At 48.7% G+C, this 14,732-nt stretch carries 11 protein-coding genes; 10 read left to right on the top strand and 1 reads right to left on the bottom strand.

What is annotated here, in order from left to right; genetic code table 11:
- Positions 1-10 precede the first annotated feature (10 nt).
- Complete coding sequence (locus tag AC0YN3_RS20240; protein WP_475776772.1) at positions 11-3,253, top strand: DUF6259 domain-containing protein; 3,243 nt, start codon at positions 11-13, stop codon at positions 3,251-3,253.
- A 249-nt stretch (positions 3,254-3,502) separates the two neighbouring features.
- Here AC0YN3_RS20240 and AC0YN3_RS20235 read toward each other — a convergent pair whose 3' ends face one another.
- Positions 3,503-4,987, bottom strand: a complete 1,485-nt coding sequence (locus AC0YN3_RS20235) for an FGGY-family carbohydrate kinase (protein ID WP_475776806.1) — start codon at positions 4,985-4,987, stop codon at positions 3,503-3,505.
- 283 nt (positions 4,988-5,270) lie between these two features.
- Here AC0YN3_RS20235 and AC0YN3_RS20230 point away from each other — a divergent pair, with 283 nt between their 5' ends.
- From AC0YN3_RS20230 to AC0YN3_RS20190, 9 genes are all read left to right on the top strand, one after another.
- Positions 5,271-6,146 carry a class II fructose-bisphosphate aldolase gene (locus AC0YN3_RS20230; RefSeq protein WP_475776771.1) on the top strand — a complete coding sequence of 292 codons (876 nt, stop codon included), beginning with the start codon at positions 5,271-5,273 and terminating at the stop codon, positions 6,144-6,146.
- A gap of 35 nt (positions 6,147-6,181) precedes the next feature.
- On the top strand, positions 6,182-7,018 hold the full coding sequence (locus AC0YN3_RS20225; protein WP_475776770.1) for a class I fructose-bisphosphate aldolase: 837 nt from the start codon (positions 6,182-6,184) through the stop codon (positions 7,016-7,018).
- A gap of 5 nt (positions 7,019-7,023) precedes the next feature.
- A complete protein-coding gene (locus AC0YN3_RS20220; protein ID WP_475776769.1) occupies positions 7,024-8,178 on the top strand; it encodes a Gfo/Idh/MocA family protein in 1,155 nt (384 codons plus the stop codon).
- Between the two features lie 24 nt (positions 8,179-8,202).
- Positions 8,203-9,243 (top strand): aldose 1-epimerase family protein, encoded by a 1,041-nt coding sequence (locus AC0YN3_RS20215; RefSeq protein ID WP_475776768.1) that lies wholly within the window; start codon positions 8,203-8,205, stop codon positions 9,241-9,243.
- Positions 9,244-9,267: 24 nt separating this feature from the next.
- Positions 9,268-10,764: an L-arabinose isomerase gene (gene araA / locus AC0YN3_RS20210; protein WP_475776767.1), complete on the top strand. Its 1,497-nt coding sequence runs from the start codon at positions 9,268-9,270 to the stop codon at positions 10,762-10,764.
- A gap of 97 nt (positions 10,765-10,861) precedes the next feature.
- Positions 10,862-11,104 carry a hypothetical protein gene (locus tag AC0YN3_RS20205; RefSeq protein WP_475776766.1) on the top strand — a complete coding sequence of 81 codons (243 nt, stop codon included), beginning with the start codon at positions 10,862-10,864 and terminating at the stop codon, positions 11,102-11,104.
- 176 nt (positions 11,105-11,280) lie between these two features.
- Positions 11,281-12,036: a DeoR/GlpR family DNA-binding transcription regulator gene (locus AC0YN3_RS20200; protein WP_475776765.1), complete on the top strand. Its 756-nt coding sequence runs from the start codon at positions 11,281-11,283 to the stop codon at positions 12,034-12,036.
- A gap of 158 nt (positions 12,037-12,194) precedes the next feature.
- Positions 12,195-12,902: an ABC transporter ATP-binding protein gene (locus AC0YN3_RS20195; RefSeq protein WP_475776805.1), complete on the top strand. Its 708-nt coding sequence runs from the start codon at positions 12,195-12,197 to the stop codon at positions 12,900-12,902.
- Positions 12,886-14,493: a hypothetical protein gene (locus tag AC0YN3_RS20190; RefSeq protein ID WP_475776764.1), complete on the top strand. Its 1,608-nt coding sequence runs from the start codon at positions 12,886-12,888 to the stop codon at positions 14,491-14,493. The genes AC0YN3_RS20195 and AC0YN3_RS20190 overlap by 17 nt, the downstream gene beginning before the upstream one ends.
- The last annotated feature ends 239 nt before the right edge of the window (positions 14,494-14,732 follow it).

The raw sequence follows: 14,732 nt of genomic DNA, 5'->3' as shown, positions 1-14,732 counted from the left end.
GGGATTCATAATGAAATTTCATGTCAAAAGGCAATTGGTGGCATGCATGGCATTTATCCTTGTATTCGGCATGCTAAATGGATTCGCTTCCGCCAGCAGTGCGCTGGTCACTTTGAATGCAAGCACAGGCGCCATCAACTTCACTTACGGAAGCGTTGGCTTGGCACTTGGCAATAGCAGCCCGTTAACGGGCATTCGTCACCTGTCTTTAACGAATTTGTGGAATAACTCCTCTGCTTCCAGCTCGGCTATCAAGAAAGGGCATACGACCTTCGGTCAAACCTGGGGAACGGGCTCCAGCAGAGCAGAATTAGAAACGACCGTTGCTGCGAAGTATGACGGCACGCTTACCGTCAGCCAACATGCGGATTCAGCCGCGCAGGGGATTTCGGGTATTCAATGGGGACTCATTGTGCCTGATACGTATGATTTGATTATTCCCGTATTGGGGGGCATTCGCCTTACGGCCGAATCGCCCGATGCGGCCTATGGCTTCCAGCAGTTCGACTATCCCAACATATGGGAAGCGCAGATGTTTATTATTCAGGGCGAGGACGGTGGCATGCTCGTGCATGCCAACGACGATGCCCGTTTTTTCAAGACACTGCACGTCAAGCATGAAAACGGGAATTTCTACGTGGGCATGGAAACGCACAGTCCCGCGCCATTCCAGGAAACGACCCGAGCGGTATCTACCGACTGGCGGCTCCGGGCTTATGAAGGAGATTGGGTAAATGGCGCAATGAAGTACCGCGAGTGGGCGGACAAGAAGTTTGATCTGTCCAAGCTGGCGCGTCTGCAGCCGGAATGGGCGAAGGACATCGCGTTCACCGTTCTGACGGACTTAGAGGACGAACCGCTGCTAGAGTCATTGGCGCAACAGGTAAATGCTGAACAAACGCTCCTTGTCGTACCTGGCTGGCGATCAGATCCATACGATGTCAATTTCCCGGACTATTCGCCAAAACCGGACATTGCGGATAAAATTGATGCCGCACAAGCACTTGGCTTCAAGGTCATGCTCTATGTCAATATTTTTGGCGTGACTCCTAGCAATCCTGCGTATGCAACCATGCAGCCTTATCAGGTTAAGGATCCGTTTACGCTTGATCCGATTTACTCGGAGTACACCGCGGGTTCGGATCAGATTAAATTCGCACAGATTAATCCGGCTTCGCAAGCGTGGCGCGATCTATTTGTCGGTAAAATGGCCGATCTCGTCCAAGAGGTAGGCCCCGATGCGATCCATCTGGACCAATCGCTGCTCATGTATAATGACGCCAACGGCTTGATGGACGGCATGAACATGATGCAAGGGAATATTGCCCTTCATAAGGAATTAAGAGAAGAGCTGCCGACCAATATTGCGCTGGGTGGCGAGAGCCTGAATGAAATTACTACGCGGTACGAGGCCTTTGCGCAGCGCCACGCTTATGGCATTTTTGCTCCAACGGGTACTTGGGATACTAACAAGATCGACCAAGTCGTCCCGGCGAGCTCGGCTATTTTTGCTCCTTACACAACGATCTACGGTCATCCCGATCATGCAAACCCGTTGACCGAGGACTATTTTATCGCTTGGCATAAGGTTGTCCAGAACCGTCTGGGTGCCATTCCCATGCTTTCAAGGCCTAACTATGACCAAGTCGCGAATGCATCGCCACTCATGGAGCAGTTTCTGGATGAGGTCCGCTGGTACCAAGCCGAGAAGCCGGCTGCGGATTTTACGAGCTGGTCGGATACCACGTTGTTTGCGTTCCGAACTGCTGATGGAAAAACGGCCAACTATGAAAGAGATGCGTTTGGCGAGAAGCTAACCGATTACAGCTTGGGAGCACCCGCTGTAGGAGAGGACGTGCTTCGCTATTTATACGGCAACGAAACCGTCGAGCTTCCTGGCCGGATTCCGGATTGGTATCTCTATGACGCTACGAAGCTGTTCGGCCTGAATCCGGAAAAAACATACCTTTATAGCAAAGAAGCCCGAGACCCCGATGCGTTTCATGTCTATGAATGGCCATCCGACGTAGCGATGAAGCGGCTATCTCTCAAAACGAGCCATGCCGTATTATCGCTGGAAGACAAACAGCAGCCAGCAACCATCGACTTTATGAATTATCCGGGCCCGATTCGGGCAGGAGAAAAGCTTGGCGACGGTACTGTTCATGAAACAAGCGCGCCTTTCTCGTCTGAAAACGGGTTTTCCCATACGTTTGCACAAGGCGGAACCGTGCAGCACTGGGGAGACCGGATGCTCGCCCATCCTCCTTATTCGGGGCAATGGCAAGGAGGGCATACGTGGTTGGAATTTGACGTGCTGCTTCCCGAAGATCGTACGTCCACATTTAAGACAGGCGTTCAGCTAGGCTCCGAGCAGAATGTGCTAAGCAGCGACGGCGTAACCTTTAAAGCACTCGCATGGGAGAAAGCAGCTCCGGCTGCGACGCGCCCCGTTCTAAGCAAGGAGCAATTCAGCAGAAGCGCGTCTCCGGTATCCGTGGAGCTGGATTTGGCTTCACTCGCAGGCAAGGAGGTTACGATCCGGTTGGAGACGCATCCAGGAACCACCGTAGACAACGACTCGGCCGTCTGGGTCGCGCCGCGCGTCGTAATGGATCCAGTGGCAGGGACTGCCCGTACCGTAAATCTGAAGCTGGTGAGCCCGCAGACGATTACAGCCGTGGAATCGCAATCCGGCTGGGCTCAGTATACGGATCTTGGCAATCATCGTTACCAGGTTACGGCTCCTGCTACCGATATGCTGTATCTCATTTACGGAACAGCAGCCCCGGTACAGCTTCCGCTTGCTTTGTCCGATGAACCATTCGATTCGAGTCTCCTGTTCGAGAATGGAACGGAAGGAGCGCCGCAGGGTCCTTTCGGAGGAATTGCCGGGGAGGGCTCGGTGCTAGGCATCGAAAAGCAGGGACTGGACGCCCACCCGCCTCAGCGGGGGCAGACGCATATCGATTACGCTTTAACGCTTCCGGCAGGCGTTGACACAAAGATTAGCGGATATATCGGAATCAAGGACGGCGCGGATGACTCGCAAGGAGTCGGCTTCCGTATTGCGGTAAACGGGCATGTGCTATGGTCGGAGGATCTTATGCCTGGAGGGGCATGGACGCCGTTTAGCCTAGCTTTGGACGATTATGCCGGAAAGTCCGTTGTCCTTACCCTGATTACGGATTCCCTTGGGGATTACGGATATGATTGGGCTTTCTGGGGAGAACCAACGCTTAGCCTGAATTAAACGCAGTTTGTATCTGATCAAAACGCTTCGCATGTGTTATCCAAGTATGGGTTTGATCAACAGACACTGCGGCTGGCACACCGCGGAATACGTGGGAAGTTATTCTCTATTCAAAGCTAAGGCGCTAAAAGCAGTGATATCAGGCTTGCTCTGACATCACTGCTTATTTCGTAGCAGCGCAGACTCAAAAAAAGAAACATTCCTGCATCGCAGCTCGGCTGCTGCTGCCTGGAATGTTTCTTTTCAAACTTATAAGGTTGAAATCGCCCGTGAAAGCGCTTTGTATTTCTCATAGCGTTCCAGATAGAGTGACGTATTAGGCTCGCTTGGGTAAAACACGCGAAGCGGCTTGACCAGCACGTCTACGGCTTCCTCGTAAGACTGGTAAACGCCGGAAGCTTTTCCTGCAAGAATGATGTTGCCCATCGTTCCAGCTTCGCTGACGTTTAATCTTTCTACGGGACAATTCATGATGTCTGCCTTGATCTGCAGCCACACGTCGGATTTAGCTCCACCGCCTACCGCACGCAGCGTCTCAATCGGAATGCCTGCTTCCGCAAGGCATTCGAGGTTGTAGCGCATTTCGTACGTTACCCCTTCCATTAATGCCCGGTACAGATGGGCGGAATCTGTATCAAACGATAATCCATAAATCGTGCCCTTGGCTTCGGGATTCATGTAAGGCGTACCCGATCCGGCAAAATGGGGAATCACGAGCAAATCGGTAGGCGAGGCTGCAGCTGTTGCATTCAAATAGTCATAAACATTAATGCCCATTTTTCGGGCTTCGGCTTCGGCGCTTTGACCGAATTTATCCCGGTACCACCGAATAAGGGAACCGCCAGTAAAATTGAAGGCATACGTCAAATAGAGGCCTTCAATGACATGAGGTGCGCAATTGAATTGATACTGAAGCATCTTGTTATCCAGAATGGGTGAAGTGTAGGCAGGCGTAATGCATTCTACCGTTCCAATGCCATCCACCGCATGATTGTGATGTAGGATACCTGCACCGAGAGCTGCACAGGCTTGATCATGGCCGCCTGCTACTACTAACGTTTCTGAACGGAAACCTAGCGATTGCCTTATTTCATTGCGAACGGGTCCAATGATTTGTCCAGACTGAATGAGGTCAGGAAATTTGTCTGCTTCAATTCCGGCAGCTTCAAGCATTTCAGAGTCCCATTCTTTTTTGGACACGTTAAAGGCCATAGTGCGGGAGGCCAAGGTGTAGTCCGTAACGGAAATACCCGTGAGTAAAAATGCGATGAAATCGCCAAACGGCATGAATTTCCATGTATTTTGGTAAATCTCAGGCTGGTATTGCTTGATCCACATGACCTTTGGGAGGGAGAACATCGGATGCAGGGGGACTCCCGTAAGCTCCATCGTCCGTTTCCTGCCGATTTTTTGTTCAATGATTGCGGCTTGCTCGATACCTCTTGAATCCGTATACAAAATGGCATTGCTTAATACATGTCCATCACGGCCAATGGGAACAACCGTCTCGCCCAAGGAAGAAATGCTAAGGGCGCGAACATTGATGCCGGGAACAGCTAAGAGCACATCTGCGATAACCCGTCTGACGGACTCCCAGACCCGTTCTGGATCCAGCTCGAATGCTCCCCGTTTGGGCTGTTCCAAAGGGTATTCCATATACGCGGCTGAAAGAAGAGTTCCTCCCTCGTCAAAGAGCGAAGCCTTGCATCCAGTCGTTCCGATGTCGAGTCCCATTAGTGACAATTTGTTATCCCTCCAATAAAAGTTATATGTTCATTATAAACAATATTTGTTCATTTGTATAATGAAAGTTTTAATGTCGATTAGTTGAACGAAATGGCTGAAATCTTCAGTTAAATAGGGGGTCTTCTGGCGTTTTTCATTTGAAGCACTTTTTTGAAAAGTAACAAAGTGTTTAATATTGTAATTTTGTTGTTGCTTATTATACAGGAATTAACTATACTGTGTTTGAAACGAACATTTTAAATAAGGACTGAATAGAAAGGCGGATGGTAATTTGTCTAAAGTCTCCATGGGTGAAATGCTGCGGGATGCTTCCCGTAGGGGCTATGCCGTTCCTTGCTTTAACGCAATAAATTTAGATATGGTTCGCGGAATCATTGAAGCCGCTGAGGATGAACAGTCTCCAGTCATCCTATGCCATGCCGAAATTCATTTTAAGTATACGCCGCTCGAGCAGATTGCCCCTATCATGGTAGAAGCGATGAACCGTGCCAAGGTACCGGTCAGCATCCTTCTTGATCACGGGAAGAGTTTCTCCGCGGTAACGAATGCGATGCATTTAGGCTTTAACGCGATCATGTTCGATGGCTCGGAGTATGAATATGAAGAAAATGTTCGCAAAACCGCAGAGGTCGTGAAGATTGCTAAAACGCTTGGCGTTTCGGTGGAAGGTGAGCTCGGCTACGTAACCCGGCCAAAAAGCGGCGGGGCGGAAGGCGAGGACGATGATTCCATCATTGACGATACTTCGCTCTATACCGATCCCGAGCAAGCAAGGGAATTTGTTGAGCGAACGGGTATTGATGCGCTAGCCGCTGCATTCGGTACGGTTCACGGCGTTTATTTGAAAAAACCGGTTCTGGATTTAATGCGATTGGAGCAAATTCGGAATACGGCTGGCGTTCCGATTGTGATGCACGGCGGGTCTGGGTTGTCGGAGGAAGACTTCCACAAGTCCATCGATCACGGTGCGTCCAAGATCAATTATTACACGGGGATGGCTCTTAAGGTTGTTGACCGGGCCAAAGAACGTTTCATCCAGTCAGAAGAGAAAACGTTCTATCACGAATTCATGATGAATGTGATTCAGGACTTCAAAGAAGACGCGCAGCAAATTATGCGTACGTTCCGCAGCAGCAACAAAGCGTAATTACCAACAAAACAAGGATATGGGGTGTGTCAAAAATGTCCGTTACCGCTCGTTTAAACCGTTTATTTAGTGAACAAGGCAAGTGCTTTGACGTAGCGATCGATCATGGCTTTTTCAATGAATATTCATTCTTGGCAGGCATTGAGAATATGAAAGCAGCAATCGAAACGATTGTACGTGCCAATCCCGATGCCATTCAGCTTAGCGTTGGCCAAGCCGAGCATCTTCAAGCTATTCCAGGCAAAAAAAAGCCGTCACTCGTGCTGCGCACGGATGTTGCTAACGTATACGGCACGAAGCTTCCATCGCACTTATTCAGTGAACTCATTCATCATCCGGTTGAACAAGCTGTTCGCTTGGACGCGGCTTGTGTCGTTGTAAATCTGCTGCTTCTGCCCGGACAACCGGAGCTTCACCGCCAATGCGTGCAAAATATATCGAAGCTGAAAACGGAGTGCGAGCGTTATGGCATGCCGCTTATGGTAGAACCGCTCGTTATGCTTCCGAACGAGCAAAAAGGAGGCTATATGGTCGACGGCGACATTACGAAGATCGTACCGCTTGTTCGTCAAGGTACGGAGCTTGGCGCGGACATCATCAAAGCCGATCCATGCGATAACGTTGAGGATTATCATAAGGTCGTAGAAGCCGCATCAGGCAAGCCGGTATTACCACGCGGCGGCGGACGGGCTTCGGACGAAGAAATTCTGTCAAGAACTTATGCTCTTATGGAGCAGGGAGCTTCAGGAATTGTATATGGACGAAATGTTATCCAGCATGATAATCCAGAGGCGATGACTCGCGCGTTTATGGCTGTCGTTCACCAAGGCGCGACGCCTCAGCAAGCAATCGCAATTTTGAAAGGGGCGTAATCGGCATGCCGAAAAAAGTCATACGTTTCGGTGTCATCGGCTGCGGATTAATGGGAAAAGAATTTGCGAGCGCCGCGGCGCGTTGGTGCCACTTGGCCAATGTGGATTTTATTCCTGAGATTACACATGTATGCGATGCGCATCTTCCTGCGACAGAATGGTTCACAAATAACCTGCCTAACGTGAAAAAAGCCACTGCCGATTACCGGGAGCTCATCGCGGATCCGGACGTGGATGCTGTCTACTGCGCAGTGCCGCATAATCTGCATGAGCAATTATATATAGATATCATTAAAGCCGGTAAACATTTGCTTGGCGAGAAGCCATTTGGCATCGATGCAGAAGCCAATCGGTCAATTATGAAGGCAATCGCGGAGAATCCGGACGTAATCGTTCGCTGCTCCTCTGAATTTCCGTTCTTCCCGGGAGCCCAGCGGATTGTCGAATGGGTTAATGAAGAAAAGCTCGGTCAGATTATCGAGGTGGAAGCCGGCTTCTGGCATAGCAGTGACCTCGATCCGAATAAAACGATCAATTGGAAGCGTCGCATTGGAACCAATGGCGAATATGGCTGCATGGGCGATTTGGGCATGCACGTGGCTCATCTGCCTTTCCGCTTCGGTTGGAAGCCAGCGAACGTCAGGTCGCTGCTTAGTAAAATCGTAGAGGAGCGTCCGGATGGAAAAGGCGGCATGGCTGCTTGCGAAACATGGGATAATGCGATTCTGGCATGTGAAGTGAAAACAGGCAAGCATGATTTCCCGATGGTGCTTTCCATGAAACGGATAGCTCCAGGTCACGCCAATACTTGGTTTCTCCGCATTAACGGCACAAAAGGGTCTGCAGAGTACACGACCAAGAACCCGAAGCAAGTCGCATTCCTTCCATACGAGCCAGGCGGCGAGCAAGCATGGCATATTTCAGACGTTCCGTATCAATCAGCCTATGGAACGATTACTGGCGGTATTTTCGAATTCGGCTTCTCGGACTCGATTTTACAGATGTGGGCGGCATTCTGCGATGAGGTCGCAAACGGCAAAGACAACCAATCTTCCTTCCAATGCGCGAAACCGGAAGAAGCGGCAATGAGCCATCAGCTTTTCACAGCCGCTTTGGAGTCAAAGAAAACAGATCGAACGGTTTCGCTGAACTGGGATTAGCGCTGCTGAAGGGAGGAGGAAAACGTGAAGCTTTATGGAAAAGACTGGAGTCGCCGCGAGCTGGAAGCGAGAGTTGGCCGTATCGAGCAAATTGGCGGTATTGAACGTTATACCAGAAGCGAAGGGCCTGAAGCGGGAGTAGACACGTTCCGGGTGCGAACCGGAGGGGGATTATCTTACTGGGTCACGCCAAGCAAGGGAATGGATATCTCGCTTGCCGAAATGCATGGCGTACCCGTTAGTTGGTCAGCGAGCAACGGAGAGCCTCATCCTTCTTATTACGGTCAGCGAGAAGCAGAATGGCTGCGAACGGCATCCGGTGGCTTGCTTATGACATGCGGGTTAACGCAGGTTGGATCACCGGGCAAAGACAGCGACGGCGAATATGGTCTTCATGGCCGAATTCATCATACGCCAGCACGCCAAATTTCTTCTTGGTCAGAATGGGAAGGCGATGATTATGTGCTGCGAGTCCGCGGAGTCATAGAGGAGACCTCGATTTTTGGTGAGAATCTACGCCTGACAAGGACAATAATGAGCCATTTAGGCGAAAATCGCATCGCGATCGTGGATTCCGTTCAGAATGTTGGATTCCGTCCTGCGCCTCATATGATGCTATATCATTTCAATTTTGGATTCCCGCTGCTTGCCGAGGACACGACCGTAGAGCTTCCCAGAGGAAAAACTTCAACTCGCGACAGCGATATGGATATGGGCAGGATGGGCGTATGGCAAGCGCCTGATCCTTCCTTTAAGGAACAAGTGTATTATCATAAGCTTGACGAGTGCAAGGATGCGGTCTGCGCACGTATTCACAGTCCTTCATTCCCGGCTCGTCCTACAAACACCAGTTCACAGGGGCTGTCGGTCGAACTGGAGTGGGATCCCGTCACGCTTCCAAAAATCGTTCAGTGGCATATGCCAGGGTCGGGTGAGCATGTTCTCGGACTTGAGCCTTCTAATTGCTGGACGAGAGGCAGGGCGGACGAAAGGAAGAGCGGATCGCTCCGTATATTAGAGCCGGGTGAAACCGTAGATTACCGATTGGAATTGCGATTTATATAAACACATTCTAAGGAGGATACAGCTATGCTGCAGACTAAGCCTTATGTATTTTGGTTCGTGACCGGAAGTCAGGGACTGTATGGAGAAGATGTTTTGTCAAAAGTAGAGGACAATGCGAAGGAAATGGTTGCCGGGCTGGATCAAGACGATGCTCTTCCTTATCAAATCGTATTTAAAGCAGTCGTAACAACGCCGGAAGCTATTCGCCGTGTCTGTCTGGAAGCGAATTCAGACGATTATTGTGCGGGAATCATCACTTGGATGCATACCTTCTCGCCAGCAAAAATGTGGATCTCAGGCCTTACCCAGCTGCGTAAGCCGTTGCTTCACTTTCATACGCAGTTTAACGTGGATATTCCTTGGGACAGCATCGACATGGATTTCATGAATTTGAATCAAGCGGCGCATGGCGACCGGGAATTCGGATTTATCGGAGCCCGTCTTGGCATAGCCCGTAAAATCATTGCAGGCCATTGGAAAGACGTAAAAGCACGCGGCAGAATCGGTTCTTGGATGAGAACGGCTGCCGGCTATACGGAAAGCCAGACGATGAAGATCGCCCGTTTCGGCGATAACATGCGTTATGTCGCCGTTACGGAAGGTGATAAAGTAGAAGGGCAAATAAAGTTCGGGTGGTCGGTTAACGGTTATCCCGCAGGCGATTTGGCGGAACGTGTGCAGGATGTCACGGATGGACAAGTCAACGAATTAATGGATGAATACAAAGAACTTTATGATTTCACAGACAACGGTCAACACGAAGGCACCGAGCTTGATGCGATTCGGGAGCAAGCGCGTATAGAGCTTGCATTGAAAGCGTTTCTTCATGAAGGCGGTTACAGCGCATTCGTGACAAGCTTTCAAGATTTACACGGCTTGAAACAGCTGCCTGGCCTAGCTGCGCAGCGACTCATGGCTGCCGGATATGGCTTTGGGGCAGAAGGTGATTGGAAAACGGCGGCACTTGTTCGCATCATGAAAATAATGGCCGAAAACAAAGGCACGTCCTTTATGGAAGATTATACGTATCACATGCAGGAGGGCAATCAGCTTGTGCTCGGCGCCCATATGTTAGAGATATGCCCGACAGTTGCCGTAAGCAAGCCAAAGATTGAGGTTCATCCGCTGTTTGTCGGCGGTAAAGCCGATCCTGCCCGGCTTACTTTTAATGGGAATAGCGGCAAAGCAATCAATGCTACCGTCGTTGATCTTGGAGACAGATTTCGTCTGATCGTGAACGAAGTAACGGCTGTGAAAAACGAGAAGGAAATGCCGAACCTGCCGGTAGCGCGGGTTCTGTGGAAGCCTGAGCCTTCGTTATCGGATGCGGCGGAAGCGTGGATTTTGGCTGGCGGGGCGCACCACTTCGGGTTCTCTTTCCATGTTACAAGCGAGCAGCTGGCGGACTGGGCTAAGATGGCCGGTATCGAATGCATCATTATTAATCAGGCGTCTACGATGGCGAGCCTGGAGAACGAGATTCGCTGGAATGATTTATATTACCGCTTGAACCATAAATAATAGTCGTTTTTATGACGAGAAACCGACGCTCCTTTCTGCTGTACGCTATAAAGAGACGTTTGTGTTTCTCGTCCATTATCATTCCGGGGGACTTGCATTGTTAAGCATCGAAGTTAAAGGCGAATTAAATACGATAGTAGGCGTTACGCAACCGGAAATGGCAGGACTAATATTGGAGCATAAGATGGTGGACGCGAACAATACGCAAGCGGAATATGTAGTGACCAGCAATCCCGGCTGCGTGCTGCAAATGAAGCATGGGATCGAGAAGCTTGGCTCTCCTGAACGAATGAAAGCAATCCATATCGTGGATTTTTTATTTGACCGACTGAAACGTTGATAGCCATGAAGCAGTTCCAAACAGCAGAATGTTTGAAATAGACGAAAATATTATGGAATGAAACATGTTTTGTTGATTTCCATAATTTCATCCCATACAATTAAGGTATAACTTTTCGGAAATGGAATCGTTTATTGCTTTGCTTAAATCATCTGCTGGAGATATGAGGGAGTGCCATGAAGGACGATTTGAATGACAGACAAAAACAAATTATGCAACAGTTACAGACCAAAGGCGAGGTCAAAATAGCGGAATTGAAGGATTTCTTCGACGTAACGGATATGACGGTACGAAGAGACCTGGAGAAAATGGAACGCAGCAGCTTGCTTAAAAGAACGTTCGGTGGCGCCATTCTTGCCTCGAAAGACGTTGCGCTGAGAGAGCGTTCAACTGTACGAGGAGCAGAGAAAGAGAGAATCGGGCGACTTGCGGCCAGCTTCATTCAACCGGGCGAGTCGATCTTTATTGATGGAGGTTCTACCACGCTTCAGATTGCGCGGCATCTCCCGGAAGATGCCGATATTTCCATGGTTACGAATGCTATTAACGTAGCAGCCGAGTTGTCGGAAAAAAGGATTCCGACGATAGTTCTTGGTGGAATATTAATGGACTCGACAAAGTCAATGATAGGGCCTGTCACGCTGGAGACGATTTCCCGCATGGCATTTGACAAAGTATTCTTAGGAGCAACGGGGCTTCATCCCCGGCACGGATTCAGCAACTCCAACATGCATGAGGCAGAAATCAAGCGTGTTGCCATTCAAAAAGCAAAAGAGTCGTATATTGTAATGGACCACTCAAAGTTCGGTACGAGCATGCTCATTTCTTTCGCGGATTTGAAAGCCGTAACGGGAATCATTACGGACGAAAGCCCGAACCAAGAAATGGTTTCGATTTGCCAAACGGCTGGGACAAGCATTTTCTTAGCCTAGTAATCGTTAATTAAAATGCTTTCTAAAAGTTGGGATGCACTCACGCATTAATGGTGAGAGGCATCTCATTTCATTACACGAGACTTTTCATTCCCAATTTCGTATATATTTAGGTTATTGCATGTATGAAAGGAATGGAGGAATAGTCATTGCGATTAATGCTAGACAATATCATTAAGCAGTTTGAGGATAAACAGGTGCTTCAAGGAGCGGGATTTACCTTTGAGAAAGGGAAGATATACGGACTGCTAGGTCGGAACGGGGCGGGAAAGACGACACTGTTCGACTGCTTGAGCGGAGAGAAGAGCATGGATGGCGGGCAAGTGCTGCTGGAGGAGAATGGACGCACACGTAAAATAAGTGAGCAGGATGTTGGATACGTGTATTCACTTCCGATCCTACCCGAGTTTCTGACGGGTTTTGAGTTTGTGAAGTTTTTTATGGATATTAATGGGGATAAGCTCCAGATGGAAAAGTCGATTGACGAGTATTTTGACATGATGAGCATGACGGCGGAGGATCGCCACAAGCTTATTAAAGGCTATTCACATGGGATGAAGAATAAGCTGCAGATGCTGCTATTTCTCATTACGAAGCCTCCGGTCATTCTGCTCGATGAACCGCTTACCTCCTTCGACGTCATTGTTGCACTGGAGATGAAGAACATGCTCAAAGAGATGAAGAGCGATCATATTCTCATTTTCTCCACACATATTTTGCAATTAGCGTCTGATCTATGTGATGAACTAGTCGTATTGAACAAAGGCAAGCTGTCCTCGGTACCGTCAGAGCTGCTGCATAGCGCGGAATTCGAGCAATCCGTCATTAACCTGCTGAAGGATGAGTCGCATGCTGAGAACACTTAGTACGCTGCTGGCTATCCGTACCTCTATCACAGCCAATATGCTCATTTATTACATTCAGAAGCTGCCTTTCATCGGAAAGCTAATCAAGAACAGCCTTTATGCCAATTTGGATCTTAAAAAAGGCGTTGCTATTATTGCATTGCTGCTCACCCAACTATGGGGATTTTTACTACGGTTTGTTTACGTAGGATTACTTATTTTTATTCCCGTGATGGGCATAGGAGAGGGGATGACACAGCAGTTTCGGCTATCGCAGTTTATACATATTTTCACCATCATCAGCTTTGTTGTAGCAGCCTTCAGCAGTGCGACTATACTTGAACCGAAGCGGGAGAAATACTTAGCTGTCAAAATAATGAGATTGTCTCCTAGAAGATATATGCAGGTATCGCTCGTTTATCGGTATGTGACTTTTTTTGTTTATTTGGTACCTGCCATGCTTGTGTTTGGTACTCTTCTCGGAGCCTCTGTTTTAGAAACACTTCTCTTAACATTATTGCTTACGCTATGGCGGATTGCTGCAGAGTACGCACATCTCAAGCTTTTTGAGAAAACAGGCACGGTGCTTATTAAACAAACAGCTATTGTATGGTGCGTTATCATCATTGGATATGCTGCTGCGTATTTGCCGCTCCTGCTTGGCAAGGCTCTATCAACGGAAACTATTCTTATGAGTTTACCGGTCTGCATTGTAATCATAGCGGGAGGCTTATTCGCAGCCATTCAACTGGCCCGTTATCCCAAATATGTAGAAGTTGTCGAGGCGGCAAGTAAGCGGGATGATCCACTGATGAATCTAGGCCGAATGATGACAGATGCCCAGAAGAAGAGCGTGAAGTCGAAGGATAGCGATGACGACTTAAGTCTAAGCCAGAAGCATAAGGTTGATGGAAAAGAAGGACATGCCTATCTGAACGCGATATTCTTTCTTAGACATAGGAGTCTGGTAAACGGTCCTATGAATAAGCGGTTAATAATCATTGGTGCTGCCTTAGCAGCCGGTGTCATCCTTATGCTTCTATTCCAAGGACAGCTGTTTGGGATGCAATGGAGCTTGGGATTGCTATTCCCCTTCCTGCCGTTAATAATGTATTTCATGTCGACAGGCGAGAATCTTTGCAAAGCGATGTTCTACAATTGCGATCTTAGTCTGATGAGGTATAGCTTCTATCGCAGCGCAGCCTATCAGCACTTTCTCATTCGACTTGGGCGAATGCTTAGCTTGAATCTGCTGATTGCTGCTGCTTTAGGAGTGTCATTATCGGCTGTCACGGCTGCTGCCGGTGGAGAATGGCTGAATCGAGAGCTGCTTTTGTTTTGGGTCTGTGTGGTGGCGATGGCTATCTTTTATACCGTGCATCATTTGTTTATGTACTATATTCTTCAGCCGTATTCGACGGAGCTTAATATGAAAAATCCGCTTTATTTTGTGCTGAGCATGGCGGTGTCGTCTTTGAGTGGGGTTAGTATTGTGCTGAGGCCGCAAGCTGATTCATTCACGGCAATTACGGTTGTGGCAGCTCTAGTCTATGTAGTCGTTGCTCTTATTCTAGTGAAGAAGTACGGGCCGAGAACGTTCCGGGTGAAATAACGGTTAGGATGAACATTCCACGAATGATTCATAGCTTGCCGTATTGCGGACGGATTGGCTATTCGCATGCTGATACAAATGAACCAGTCGTTGTGGCATCACAATGGATGGTTCATTTTTATTGCCATTCGATATTCGCCATTCCATAAAGGTTGTGCTTGATTTGGTTTTCAAATGTTGAAGCCAAAATACCACCAAAACACATAGCAGTTTCAAAGATAAGTACATGTTAATGGAGC

It is taken from the genome of Paenibacillus sp. J22R232 (assembly GCF_056269165.1).
The sequence above is the reverse complement of the archived record's forward strand: the minus strand, read 5'-3'. Positions and strand labels throughout refer to the sequence as shown.